We start from the raw sequence: 14,492 nt of genomic DNA, 5'->3' as shown, positions 1-14,492 counted from the left end.
TGTATATAAGCCTAACAAATTAAACTTAAATGACTTATATGGTAAAAAAAATGCATCATTGTTTTATTCTTATTGCCTATATACCGGCGGTAAACAAAAGTTAAACTATATAAATCTAAAAATTGAAATCACTACTTATAATTTTACTAAAAATTACGATTATGGAAAAATATGCTTTATTAGCACGATTAGAAGCTAAGCCTTGAAAAGAAGAAGAAGTTGCCGCATTTTTAAAAAGCGCATTACCGTTGGTATTAGATGAACTGGATACCGTAAACTGGTACGGATGGCAAATCGGCCCCTCCACGTTTGGAATTTTTGATACTTTTGAAACTGAGGAAGGTCGAAAAACGCACCTTTCCTGAAAAATTGCAACAGCTCTAATGGCGAATGCTGACGAATTATTGTCTAAAGATCCTGTTATTGAATTTGTTGATTTATTAGCAGTAAAATAATAGCAGTCTAAGGCAAGGCTGCTAAACAATAAATTAAGCTAAACTTAAACTCATCTATTTTTTTTGGGAAATGTAAATGTGCTAATGTAAATTAAAAGTTATAATGCCAGCGTAAAATTTTTATGTTGGCATTTTTTAATTAAATTTAGTGTTTTATAAAACGAACAGTAAATGAAACCATTAGAAACCATCTTACAAGACCAAGAAAACGTTAAAGTAATAGATGCAAAAATTGAATATAAGCAGTATATCCCCTTGGATTTATCCATCACAAATGAAGCTTTTAAATCGCTTAACATTGATAATGCACTAGACTTTGAAGATTATATTGAAAATTACCTGACTGAAAATAATGCAAAAGTAGCTTATGGAGGATACAATGAAGTTAGAAATCTGTATAAAAGAAGTGAAATTTTTAATGACACAAACACAGAAGAGCGCAACATTCATATAGGTTTAGATTTATGGATTAAAGCAGGAACTCCCGTTTTAGCAGCCGTTGATGGTTTTGTTCATAGCTTTAATTACAATACGGGCGTGGGTGATTATGGTCCAACAATAATTTTAGAGCATAAAATAGAAGAACAAAAATTTCATACTTTGTATGGTCATTTATCTTTAGAAAGCATTAGTGACATTACAATTGGAGATTTTTATGAAAAAGGACAACAATTAGCTACTTTGGGCGATGCTTCCGTAAATGGTGATTATGCTCCGCATTTGCATTTTCAAATTATAAAAGAGATCACGAATAGTTTTGGAGATTATCCTGGTGTTTGCAGTAAAAAGGATCTAACTCACTATTTAGAAAACTGCCCCGATCCCAATATCCTATTAAAAATTAAATAAATCATGAAAAAAATAATTCTAGTTTTAAGTATCCTTTTACTCATTGGATGTAAATCAAAAAAAGTGACTGCCATACCAGAGCCTGAAGTTGTAAAAACTGTTAGATTGGGCTTGTCAGAAGTTAGTGAAAGCCAAAAAAGTAAAGCGTACGAATTAGGAAAAAGAGTATTAATGACTTGCAATACATCTAAATTCAAACCATTTACATTGAGTGAAGCGACTCCATCTGTTATTAAAAACACGACTGAGGCAAGATTAACAAAAACATGCACTCGTTTTCGTCAATATTACGGCACTTTTATAGATCTGGAATTAATGGAAGCTTTTAAAAATAACTTTGACCAATCTATCGTTTTTCGCTATAAAGCATCGTATTCAAAAAAAGTTGCTAATAAAGAGCTGCGGGTAACGATGAATGCGGAAAATAAAGTATCCTCTATAAAATCGCTGGATTGGGTAAATGCTTTTCCTATGAATTAAGAGGAAAACTTAATCCCTCTTGTTAATTCAAGTGCACCGCATAAAAGCAATCTCTTGTAATTGCTATTCATTAAAATTTTTACTTTTACCACGGCTTTTCATTATAACTATAGTTACATGTTATAATTTGTGATATATTTTTTCTAAACTATTGATACCAGCTTTCAGTCTGTTACCAAATTTTTGAAATTTCTGTTCAAAAAAGTGCATTGCCGCTTATAAGTTGTCGTTTCTCTAGTTTAATCCTTTCGAAAATTAACCAAAATGTGCATCTAATTTTAATCGTCGAAAACTGTTTATCGAAAGTAAATTTGATTCATAGTGAAGTTATGTTTCTAATTTTTTAATACACACTTGGCCTTAAAAAAATAAAGTAATAATTTAACAACTATTGAAAATAATTATATAACAAAAATAAATTTTGAGATTATAGATTTAGCAATTGAAAAAGAAATATCTAAATCAATTAACAACTGAACTATGTACTTAAGATTTAAATCAATAACCACATTCAAACAAATTAAAACAACGATAAAAAACAGCGCTAAGTATTGAACACGAGACTATGATTCAAAAAGCAAATATTTACGTCCCCAAAATTAAAAGAACTGATATACTAGTTTCCTCAATAAAAAAAAATAGGAATTGCCAACCGATAATCTAACTATTCCATAGTAAATTGGGTTTTTCTTTAGTTATTTGTTCGGATTATTAGGAGTTATTCTTGATTGCGAATTATATTATAACTTATTTGTAAAATTTTATAATGTATCTTTATTCCGAAAAGTTACATTTGTGCAAACTGTAAATTGAAAATTTTTGAAACTATACATAAAATACATGGTAAGTAACCGCTGCAAAATGGCGGTAAAAGAAGAATTAAAAAAGCTTAAACTTCACTACATGGTTGTTGATTTAGGTGAAGTAGAAATTATGGAAAATATTTCTATGGAGCAAAGACAACTCTTGAAAGCGGCACTTTTAGATTCAGGGCTTGAATTGATGGATGATAAAAAATCCATGTTGATAGAGAAAATAAAGAACGTAATTATTGAAATGGTGCACCATTCGACGGAGCCTATCAAAATCAATTTTTCTGATTATTTGAGTCAAAAATTGAATCACGATTATACGTACTTATCCAACTTGTTTTCAGAGGTTCAGGGAACTACAATAGAACAATTTATAATTTCCCATAAAACGGAACGTATAAAAGAGTTAATTATCTATGGTGAATTAAATATCACTGAAATTGCATGGAAAATGAATTACAGCAGTGTAGCTCATTTATCTAGTCAGTTTAAAAAAGTAACTGGCCTATCCCCTTCTCATTTTAAACAGTTAAAAGATAAAAGACGGAATCCAATTGAAGAAATTGGAAATGTAAATGACTAAATGAAAAGTATTAGTATGCTCAATTCCCCCGATTCAATTGAAACCAGTGTAGGTTCCTTTGTTACTATTAGTGCCGAAGGAAAAATCACTGACATTAATGAAGCGTCAATAAAAAACATAGGAATTGAAAGAGATGTATTGATAGGAACTAATTTCTCTGATTATTTTACAGAAAAGCAGGAAGTAAAGAACAGATGGCAACACGTTTTTGAAAAAGGGTTTATTGAAGATTATTCGTTAACGGTAAGGCATCAAAACGGCGAATTAACAGACGTAGTTTACAATGCATCCATCTATGAAGATTCTGAAGGAGTTACTCATGGTTTTTTTACTGAAGCAACAAACGGTACCGCTCAAAAATTAGCAGCACAATATTCAAAAAGTTTAATTGAAGCAAGTCTTGACCCGTTAATTACGATAAATAGAGAAGGCAAGATCACGGATATGAATGAAGCATTAGTAAATATTACTGGTGTAACGCGAAACGAACTTACTGGCTCAAATTTCTTCGATTATTTCACAGACAAACAAAAAGCACAAAAAGTATATCAACAAGTTTTTCAAAATAATGCCATAGAAGATTCTCCGTTAACACTTCGGCATAAAAGCGGCAAATTAACTGACGTACTTTTCAATGGCTCTGTTTATAAAGACAATCTTGGCAAGGTTCAAGGTGTAGTTATCGTAGCGCGAAATATTGGCGGACAAAAATGGGCTTTGGATTTACAAAATGCTAATAAAGAATTGGCGTATCAAAATGATGAAAAGGAAAAGAGAGCCGCAGAATTAGTTATAGCAAATCAAGAATTGGCATTTCAAAATGAGGAAAAAGAGAAGAGAGCTAACGAATTAATTATTGCCAATAAAGAACTTCTTTTTCAAAACCAAGAAAAGGAAAAAAGAGCCTCTGAGCTTGTAATAGCTAACAAAGAATTAGCCTTTCAGAATGATGAGAAAGAGAAACGTGCTGCTGAACTAGTGATAGCTAACAAAGAGCTTGCCTTTCAAAACAACGAAAAAGAGAAAAGAGCGAACGAATTAATCATTGCTAACGAAGAACTTATTTTTCAAAATATAGAAAAAGAAAAAAGAGCAGCTGAATTAGTAATTGCCAATAAGGAATTGGCGTTTCAAAATGATGAAAAAGAGAAAAGAGCTAACGAGTTAATTATTGCCAATAAAGAACTTCTTTTTCAAAACAAAGAAAAAGAAAAAAGGGAAATTGTTAATAAAGAGCTTGAAGAACTTAACTACACTACAAAATTAGATTCTCAATATACGCTTAGTTTGATTGAAGCTAGTCGGGATCCTTTAGTAACCATAAATACAAAAGGTAAGATTACGGATATGAATGAGGCTTTAGTCAACAGTACCGGAAAAACCCGCGAAGAACTCACAGATTCTGATTTTTTCCATTATTTTACAGAACAACAAAAAGCGCGTGAAGTATACCAGGAAGTATTTGAAAAAGGCTCTGTTGCTGATTCACCACTTACACTGCGTCACAAAAACGGCAAATTGACTGATGTATTGTTTAACGGTTCCGTTTATAAAAACGAAGCGGGAAATATTCAAGGCGTGGTGGTGGTTGCCCGCGATATTACAGATCAAAAAAGAATTGCTACTGAATTGATTGAAGCGAGAGTTTTTGCAGAACTTGCCACAGAAATAGCAGAAGAAGCTAAAAGAAGTGCAGAAAAAGCCACTATTATAGCTGAAAATGCAGTAAAAGCAAAACAACAATTTTTGTCGAATATGAGTCATGAGATTCGTACCCCGATGAACGCGATTATTGGTTTTACCAAAGTGGTACTGAAAACAGATTTGACGTTGAGACAAAAAGAATATTTAGATGCTATCAAAATGAGTGGAGATGCATTAATCGTACTTATAAACGACATATTAGATTTAGCAAAAGTTGATTCCGGCAAAATGACATTTGAAAAAACCCCTTTCAAATTAAATTCTTCGGTATCTGCGATGCTTCATTTATTTGAACCTAAAATTCAAGAAAAAAATTTAATATTAATTAAAGAATACGATCCTCAAATTCCACAAGTTCTTATTGGTGACCCAGTTCGTTTGCACCAAATAATTTTAAATTTAGTCAGTAACGCAGTCAAGTTTACATCCAAAGGAAAAATTACAGTTAGCGTCAATTTAATACATGAAGATGTTGATACAGTAATTATCGAATTTGCTGTCACGGATACCGGTATCGGAATACCAGAAGACAGAATAGGAAAAATATTTGAAAATTTCCAACAAGCATCCAGCCGAACTTCACGTTTGTATGGAGGAACAGGATTAGGTTTAGCCATTGTCAAACAACTCATAGAACCACAAGGAGGAACTATTCGTGTGCAGAGTGTTGTAGGTAAAGGTTCCACCTTTAGTTTTACACTTAGTTTTCAAAAGACAAATTCTGATGCCGAAAGTGGAAATGAGATTAGTGCATTGGATAGCGAAATAAAAAATATAAAAATTTTAGTTGTTGAAGATATTCCGTTGAATCAATTGTTAATGAAGACACTTCTTGATGATTTTGGATTTGAGCGTGACATCGCCGAAAACGGTAAAGTAGCAATTGAAAAATTAAAAGATAAGGAATATGATGTCATTTTAATGGACTTGCAAATGCCCGAAATGAACGGATTTGAAACAACAGAATACATTCGAAATACACTGAAATCACAAATACCAATTATTGCTTTAACAGCAGATGTGACTACAGTAGATTTAGCTAAATGTAAAGCAGTGGGAATGAATGACTATCTTGCAAAACCCGTGGATGACCGCCTTTTATACAGTAAGATAATTGGACTCTTAAAAAAAAACATTTCTAGTGCTATAAATATTGAACGTTTGAAAGAAGAAGAAGAAGAAGTTGTATTAAAAAAAGTAAAGTGCATTAATCTGACGTATTTGAAACAAAGAACAAAATCAAATCCCGTTTTAATGGAAGAAATGATCAAACTCTATTTAACCCAAACGCCTGCTATAATAAAAACGATCAAAGAAAGTTTAGCCAACCAAAATTGGTATTTAGTAAGCGCTGCGGCACACAAAATGATTCCGTCGTTTGCAATTGTGGGAATAAGTCAATATTTTGAAAACATAGCCAAACAAATTCAGGAGATAACAACAGCGCCAGAAAATATAGAAGAAATTACGGCTTTAGTTCAACAACTTGAAGAAGTTTGTGAGCAAGCTTGCAGTGAATTAGAACAAGAATTAAACATAATTAAAAATACCATAAAATGAACGACAACAAGAAAGTAAAAATATTTCTAGTAGATGATGATGCCTTATTTTTAAAATCTTTAGAAATTGAATTTTTAGAAAATGCTGATTTTATAGTAGAAACGTATCCTACAGGAGAACTTTGCATTGCAAACTTATCAAACAATCCGGATGTAGTAATCTTAGATTATCAACTAGATGGTATAGTAGAAAATGCGATGAACGGTCTTGAAACTTTAGATAAAGTTAAAGATTTTAATCCAGAAATTCCTGTGGTAATGCTTTCCTCTCAAGATAAAATTGAAGTGGCTATAAACTGCATGCACCACAAGGCATTTGATTATGTAGTGAAAAGTGAAACTGCATTTGTTCGCTTGCAAAAAATAATTACTGCTATTTTTAAATACCAGAAAATGGAAAAAGAATTAAATTGGTACATGGATCGCATGTAAAGTAATCATACAAGTACTTATTCCCAACTTATTACTAATAAAATTAATCAAACTTAAATTTGGTTCTATTAAAACCAATATTATTTAAGAAAAATGCAGTATAAAGACACATCAGATCTGGAGATTTCATTGCTTTTGGAAGCAATCTATCGGAAATACGGGTACGATTTCAGAGAGTATTCGCAAGCGCATATTAGGCGTCGAATACTGAATAGAATGGCACTTTCTGGCTTTGAGGATATAGCTCAAATGCAATCTATGGTTTTAAATAATGTACCATTCGCTTCAGAACTCTTACAAGATTTATCAATAACAGTAACCGAAATGTTTCGCGATCCTGCATTTTATAGATCATTGCGAGAAAAAGTTATTCCTATTTTAAAAACCTATCCATTTATAAAAATATGGCATGCTGGATGTGCTACAGGAGAGGAAGCGTATTCGATGGCAATTTTATTGCAAGAAGAAGGTTTGTATGATAGAACAACAATATATGCTACTGATTTTAATCAGCTGGCGTTGAATCGTGCTAAAGAAGGTATTTTTTCGAATAAATTAATTAAAGAATACACTTCTAATTATCAATTATCAGGAGGAAAAGAATCTTTTTCAAGTTATTATACGTCACATTACGATAATGTTATTATGAATCAATCTTTAAAAAAAAATATTGTTTGGGCTAATCATAATTTGGTAACCGATAGTGTTTTTGCCGAAGTAAATTTAATATTATGTCGGAATGTATTAATTTATTTTGATCAAAATTTACAAAATAAAGTTCAATCTCTTTTTTATAATAGCCTGATAAATGGAGGTATTTTATCGCTGGGATCTAAAGAAAGTATTCGGTTTACCGATTATTTTGAACATTATAGTGAATTAGATCTTAAACAAAGAATATTTAAAAAGAAATACTAAAATGCAGTACGAAGCAATTGTAATAGGAGTTTCTTCTGGTGGTATGAATGCTATGAAAATTATATTCTCAGCCATGCCAGCACATTTTAGTATACCCATGATTATTGTGCAACATCTAGGCGCACACTCTGATGGTCAATGGATCACTCTTTTGAATGATAAAAGTCAGCTTGAAATCAAGGAAGCAGATGAAAAAGAAAAAATTGAAAAAGGCACCATTTATATTGCTCCTCCTAATTATCATTTGTTGATAGAAAAAGACAAAACCTTTTCCCTGACGATAGATGAACGCGTAAATTACTCAAGACCATCTATTGATGTGTTATTTGAGTCGGCCGCTGAAGCCTATAGAAACAAATTAATTGGAATAGTACTCACAGGCGCTAATAATGACGGTACAAAAGGCATCAAACGAATACAAGAATGTGGTGGTCTAACTATAATTCAGGACCCAAAAACTGCAGAATCAGCCTATATGCCAAAGGCGGCAATCTCAGCTATTGAACCGAATTTTATTGGGTCATTAGACGAAATCGCCGAATTTTTAATAAAAATAGAACAACAAAAGAGATAATCAAAATCAATTTTACAACTAACAAAATGAAAATGACCCTTGGTAAAAAAATAGCGACAGGATTTATTACTTGTGCAATAGTACTTTTAGGAGTGGCAATTTTCTCCTATAAAAACAGCGAAAAATTCATCGACTCTAATACCTTAGTCAATCGTTCCAATTCTGTTTTGTATGAATTCGAGCAAATTTTGATGTTAACTGTTAATGCGGAAACAGGGATTCGAGGCTATGTAATTACTGGAAATGATGATTTTTTAATTCCTTTTACCTCTGCTAATGTTAATATAATTCCACAGCTCAATAAAGTCAAAGAACTAACAAAAGACAATCCAAACCAGCAAAAGAATATTGAAGAGCTAAAGAAGAAAACTAAAATGCGTTTTGATAATTTTAGGAAATGTATCGTTCTTCGTAAAAAAGGTTATGCACAAGCCCAAGAATTTGTTGCTTCTGGTGAAGGAAAACAGATCCAAGATGAAATCAGAAATTTAGTTGATCAGGCTCAGGAAACTGAAAATCTTTTACTTACAGAAAGGATTCAAGCTAGTGAACAAGATGCAAGCAGATTTAACATTGTATTTGCTATTTTATTGTTAATCATTACTTTAATTCTTGTAGTAGTTTATACCATAGTGACTACCAATTTGAAAGCACTGAAAAGTTCCGAATTAGAAACGGCTAGCAAAAACTGGTTGCTTACAGGAAACGCAATGCTTAATGAAAAATTAATAGGAGACCAAAGTATGATCGAATTGGCAAACAATACCATTAGCTTTTTATGTTCCTATCTCCAGGCCAACATAGGCGCAGTTTATTTATTAGATGAAAAAGAAAATACTCTTTTACTTAGCGGAAAATTTGCTTTTACACCTGCAAATGAAGCTAAAGAAAACTTTAAGTTGAACGAAGGATTGATTGGACAAGCTGCTTGGGAACAAAAACAACTTTTATTTACAGCTATTACTGATGATCAAATTCGCATTACTTCTACCGTCCTAAATGCCAAACCAACCAATGTTCTGATTACTCCTTTTTTATTAGACGGAAAAACAAAAGGAGTGATAGAAATTGGAAAGCTCACTGATTTTACCGAAACTGAAAAGGAATTTATTACTGTTTCTATGAGTAGTATAGCAATAAGTGTGAACACGATTCAACAAGCCGAAGAAAAGGAAAAAAGGGCTGCTGAGTTGGCTATAGCCAATACAGAACTTGCTTATCAAAATGAAGAAAAAGAAAAACGAGCCGCAGAATTGGGAATTGCCAATAAAGAATTAGCATTTCAAAATGAAGAAAAAGAAAAACGAGCAGTCGAGTTGTTTTTTGCTAATAAAGAACTTTCTAATCAAGCTGAAGAACTTCAAATACAACAAGAAGAACTTAGACAATTAAATGAGGAATTAGAGCAACAAGCACAAAATCTTAAGCAACAACAAGAGGAATTGCAGATGACCAATGAAGAATTGGAAGAGCAAACACAATCGTTAGAAGAGCGAAACAAAGAAGTAGAGGCTTCTAAAGATAATATCGAGAAAAAAACAAAACAACTTGAAATTAGCAGCAAGTATAAGTCGGAATTCCTGGCTAACATGTCCCATGAACTAAGAACGCCACTTAATAGTTTACTTATTTTGTCCAAAGATTTATCAGAAAACAGAAAGAAAAACTTAGATGACGTACAAGTTGAAAGTGCTGAAATTATTTATAAAAGTGGTCATGATCTTCTGGTATTAATAAATGAAGTACTAGACCTCTCTAAAATTGAAGCAGGAAAAATGTTCATTAATGTTGAAAAAGTATTCTTGAAAAATTTCACAGACGAACTACTGCTCAATTTTAAACATCAAGCAGAACAAAAAGGATTGCTACTCACCTGCCAATTGGCTGCTAATTTACCAGAATTTATTCACACCGATTTACAGCGTTTAAATCAAATATTGAAAAACTTATTATCTAATGCTATTAAATTCACAGAAAAAGGAAGTGTAAACATACATATTGACCCAGGTACTCAAACTACATTAGTCCTATCGGTTTCTGACACTGGTATTGGAATATCAGAAGACAAACAAGCTGCAATATTTGAAGCTTTTCAACAAGCCGAAGGCGGTACTTCACGAAAATATGGCGGTACAGGATTAGGACTTTCAATTTCTCGTGAACTTGCAAAACTATTAGAAGGCGAGATTAGAGTAACGAGCACACTGGAACAAGGATCTACATTCTCACTCCACATCCCGCTAGAAATTCATCCTGAACAAGAGCCTACTTCATTAACGGCAAGGGAACCTTTACTCTATATTCCGCGTGCAGAAAATAACGTAAACTTTCTCAATTATAAAACAATTGAAGATGATAGAGATACCATAAACGCAACAGACAAAATAGTGCTCATTATTGAAGATGATCGAAATTTTGCAGGAATACTTTTAAAACAGGCCAACAAAAAAGGATTCAAATGCTTATCAGCAGCCAGTGGTGAAGATGGTTTGACACTTGCTTCAAAATACTTACCACAAGCCATTATCCTTGATATGGGCTTGCCAGGAATGAATGGGAAAGAAGTGTTGCAGGAGTTAAAAACAAATCCAATTGTAAGACATATTCCCGTTCATATTATTTCGGCAAACGATCGTTCACTCGAGCCAATAAGAGAAGGTGCGGTAGAATATTTAATGAAACCAATCTCTAAAGAGGGTCTAGAAGAAGCTTTCAACCGAATAGAAAATTTTGTTAATAGAAAAATAAAAAACCTCTTGATTATTGAAGATAGTGAAAATTCCAGAAAAGCAATGAAAATACTCATTGGAAATGGTGATGTACAATGTTTTGAAGCAGCAACAGGTATGGAAGCGTTGAAAATTTATCAAGAAAATCAAATCGATTGTATCATATTAGACATTGGATTACCGGACATGAGCGGATTTGATCTTATTCAAAACCTCGAGGATATAAAAGGAGACAACATGCCTCCTATTATTGTCTATACAGGAAAAGAACTTACCAAAGAAGAAAATAATCTACTTCATAAATATGCTGAGAGCATTATTATAAAAGGAATAAAATCAGAAGAACGATTACTGGACGAAACGGCTCTTTTTCTGCACCGTACCATTAGTAATTTGCCCAAATCAAAGCAAATAATGATTAATAGTTTGCATGATAAAGACAACATATTTAAATCAAAGAAAATACTTTTAGTAGATGATGATATGAGAAATGTTTTTGCATTATCTAAAATATTACAAGAACGAGGAATCGAAGTCATCAAGTCAGAAAACGGCAATAATGCTCTAGAGATGCTAGCTACACATCCTAACATTGATTTAGTTTTGATGGATATTATGATGCCAGAAATGGATGGTTATGAAGCAATGAAACGAATACGATCTCAAATGAAGTTTAAAAAATTGCCTATAATCGCACTCACCGCAAAAGCCATGAAAGACGATAAACAAAAATGCATTGATGCTGGAGCCAACGATTATATTACAAAGCCAATTGATATAGAACGCCTCTTATCTTTGATGCGCGTATGGTTAAGTAAATAATATAATGCAATAGAGCAGGATCTGCATCGAAAGATAATACGCTTATTTTTATGTTGAAACTTCAAAATTCGTTTTTGAGTATTTAACATTCAAACATTTATTTCAAAATAAAAATGAAAATAAACAGCCCAGTCAAAATTTTAATGGTAGATGATTTACCAGAAAATTTATTTGCCTTAGAAGTAATACTTTCTAATGAAAATTATTTATGTGTTAAAGCAAATTCAGGTAATGAAGCCTTAAAAATTCTGCTACACCAGCAAGATTTTGCCATCATTTTAATTGATGTTCAAATGCCAATGATGGACGGGTTTGAAACAGTAGAATTAATTCGACAAATCGATAAACTAAAACATGTTCCCATTATTTTTTTAACAGCCAGCATCGATAATTCTTCACAAATCTTCAAGGGGTATCAAGCCGGTGCCGTAGATTATATGATTAAACCACTTTCGCCAGAAATATTAAAAGCAAAAGTGGCGATTTTTGTGGATTTACATAAAAAAAACCAGGAATTATTAGTTCAGGCAGAACAACTGAAAAAACTAAACACCGACCTTACGGCCGAAAAACTATTATCAGAATATTCCCTTAGTTTAATAGAAGCAAGTCATGATCCTCTATTTGCTATTAGTCCAGAAGGAAAAATAACGGACATGAACAATGCCTCTGTAAAAGCAACGGGGGTATCTCGCAAAAAATTAATAGGCACTGATTTTTTTGATTATTTCACAGAACCGCAAAAAGCGCGAGAGGTGTATCAAAAAGTGTTTGAAAAAGGACTTATAACTGATTCTCCTTTGATCCTTTGCCATAAGAAAGGAACGTTGATTGAGGTGTTATTTAATGGCTCAGTGTATCAGGATGACAAAGGGAAAGTGCTTGGAGTAGTAATTGTAGGCAGAGATGTTACGGATCAAAAAAGAATCGCAACGGAGTTAATTGAAGCCAGAGTCTTTGCAGAATTAGCCACAGAAATTGCAGAAGAAGCAAAATTAAAAGCAGAAAATGCCACTCTTATTGCTGAAAATGCAGTGAAGGCAAAACAGCAATTTTTGTCCAATATGAGCCACGAAATTCGGACACCTATGAATTCAATAATAGGATTTACAAAAGTGGTCTTAAAAACAGATTTGAATGGTAAACAAAAAGAATATTTAGAAGCTATTAAAATAAGTGGAGATGCATTAATAGTACTTATCAACGACATTCTGGATTTAGCAAAAGTAGATGCAGGTAAGATGACATTCGAAAAAACACCTTTCAAAATGAAATCCTCTATTTCAGCCATGCTTCATTTATTTGAAACTAAGATTCTGGAAAAAAACTTAAAATTAGTAAAGGAATACGACGATAAAATCCCAACTGTTTTAATAGGAGACCCCGTTCGTTTGCACCAAGTTATTTTAAATCTAATCAGTAACGCTGTAAAATTTACGACAAAAGGAAAAATTACAGTTAGAGTAGATTTACTACATGAAGATGATGATAAAATAATTTTAAAATTTGCAATAACAGACACAGGAATTGGAATCTCTGAAGAAAAAATAGGAACCATATTTGAAAATTTTCAGCAAGCAACCAGCGAAACTTCAAGGTTATATGGCGGAACCGGATTAGGACTAGCAATTGTAAAGCAATTAATAGAGCCCCAAGGTGGCAGTATTCGAGTAACAAGTACGCTAAATGAAGGTTCGACCTTTAGTTTCACATTACCCTTTCAAAAAACAAATGCCGATGCAGAACTAGACAACGAAATAAATGAAATCCATTCAGAAATAAAAAATGTGAGCGTGTTAGTAGTTGAAGATATTCCGTTGAACCAATTATTAATGAAAACACTTTTAGATGATTTTGGATTTATTAGCGACATGGCTGAAAATGGTAAAGTAGCAATTGAAAAACTAAAAAAACAAAAGTATGATGTCGTACTAATGGATCTACAGATGCCGGAAATGAATGGTTTTGAAGCTACGCAATACATTAGAAATACGCTAAATTCTACTGTGCCCATAATTGCATTAACCGCTGACGTAACTACTGTGGATTTAGAAAAATGCAAAGTGGCGGGAATGAATGATTACCTCGCTAAACCTGTTGATGAGCAACTTTTATATAGTAAAATTATAACTATTGTAACAAAAGCCCAGCCTGTGAAATTTATTGAAAATTGGAAGAAAACTAAGAATTTAAAGGTAAAAGAAAAACACATTGACCTGCAGTATTTAAAACTCCGCACAAAATCAAATCCAAAATTAATGATGGAAATGATATCATTGTATTTAGTTCAAACCCCACCATTAATAGATGCAATGATTCAAAGTTTAGAGCAGGAAAATTGGACTTTATTAGTGGCAGCGGTACACAAAATGCTTCCCTCTTTTTCAATAATGGGAATCAGTTCAGATTATGAAACTATAGCTAAAAAAATTCAGGAATATGCACAAGAACAAGAAAATAATGAGGAAATACAAAGTTTAGTATTACAACTGGAAGATTCTTGTTTAAAGGCATGCAAAGAATTAGAGGAAGAGCTTCTGCTACTTAAAATTAGTCAGTAAAATCAATATTTCTT

The 14,492-nt window shown here is 32.5% G+C and carries 9 protein-coding genes; all 9 read left to right on the top strand.

The features are described 5' to 3' along the window. Positions 1-626 precede the first annotated feature (626 nt). The 9 genes from BLS90_RS06160 to BLS90_RS06120 all read left to right on the top strand — a co-directional run bounded on the left by BLS90_RS06160 (position 627) and on the right by BLS90_RS06120 (position 14,478). Positions 627-1,304, top strand: coding sequence for a peptidoglycan DD-metalloendopeptidase family protein (locus tag BLS90_RS06160; RefSeq protein WP_091256484.1), 678 nt, complete (start codon positions 627-629; stop codon positions 1,302-1,304). Between the two features lie 3 nt (positions 1,305-1,307). Continuing rightward, positions 1,308-1,784, top strand: coding sequence for a hypothetical protein (locus tag BLS90_RS06155; RefSeq protein WP_091256482.1), 477 nt, complete (start codon positions 1,308-1,310; stop codon positions 1,782-1,784). An 840-nt stretch (positions 1,785-2,624) separates the two neighbouring features. Then, positions 2,625-3,179, top strand: a complete 555-nt coding sequence (locus BLS90_RS06150) for a helix-turn-helix domain-containing protein (RefSeq protein WP_091256480.1) — start codon at positions 2,625-2,627, stop codon at positions 3,177-3,179. Positions 3,180-3,194: 15 nt separating this feature from the next. After that, on the top strand, positions 3,195-6,443 hold the full coding sequence (locus BLS90_RS06145) for a PAS domain-containing hybrid sensor histidine kinase/response regulator (protein ID WP_245705053.1): 3,249 nt from the start codon (positions 3,195-3,197) through the stop codon (positions 6,441-6,443). Next, positions 6,440-6,874: a response regulator gene (locus BLS90_RS06140; protein WP_091256476.1), complete on the top strand. Its 435-nt coding sequence runs from the start codon at positions 6,440-6,442 to the stop codon at positions 6,872-6,874. Before BLS90_RS06145 ends, BLS90_RS06140 begins: the two co-directional genes overlap by 4 nt. Positions 6,875-6,967: 93 nt before the next feature. Then, entirely contained in the window at positions 6,968-7,792 is an 825-nt protein-coding gene (locus BLS90_RS06135) for a CheR family methyltransferase (RefSeq protein WP_091256474.1), read from the top strand. Between the two features lies 1 nt (position 7,793). Beyond that, complete coding sequence (locus BLS90_RS06130) at positions 7,794-8,366, top strand: chemotaxis protein CheB (protein WP_091256472.1); 573 nt, start codon at positions 7,794-7,796, stop codon at positions 8,364-8,366. Positions 8,367-8,392: 26 nt separating this feature from the next. Then, positions 8,393-11,917: a response regulator gene (locus BLS90_RS06125; RefSeq protein ID WP_091256468.1), complete on the top strand. Its 3,525-nt coding sequence runs from the start codon at positions 8,393-8,395 to the stop codon at positions 11,915-11,917. 113 nt (positions 11,918-12,030) lie between these two features. Next, positions 12,031-14,478 carry a response regulator gene (locus BLS90_RS06120; protein WP_091256465.1) on the top strand — a complete coding sequence of 816 codons (2,448 nt, stop codon included), beginning with the start codon at positions 12,031-12,033 and terminating at the stop codon, positions 14,476-14,478. The last annotated feature ends 14 nt before the right edge of the window (positions 14,479-14,492 follow it).

This window comes from Flavobacterium omnivorum, assembly GCF_900099915.1.
In the GTDB taxonomy this organism is placed as follows: Bacteria; Bacteroidota; Bacteroidia; order Flavobacteriales; family Flavobacteriaceae; genus Flavobacterium; species Flavobacterium omnivorum.
This window is presented reverse-complemented; position numbering and strand designations above follow the sequence as displayed.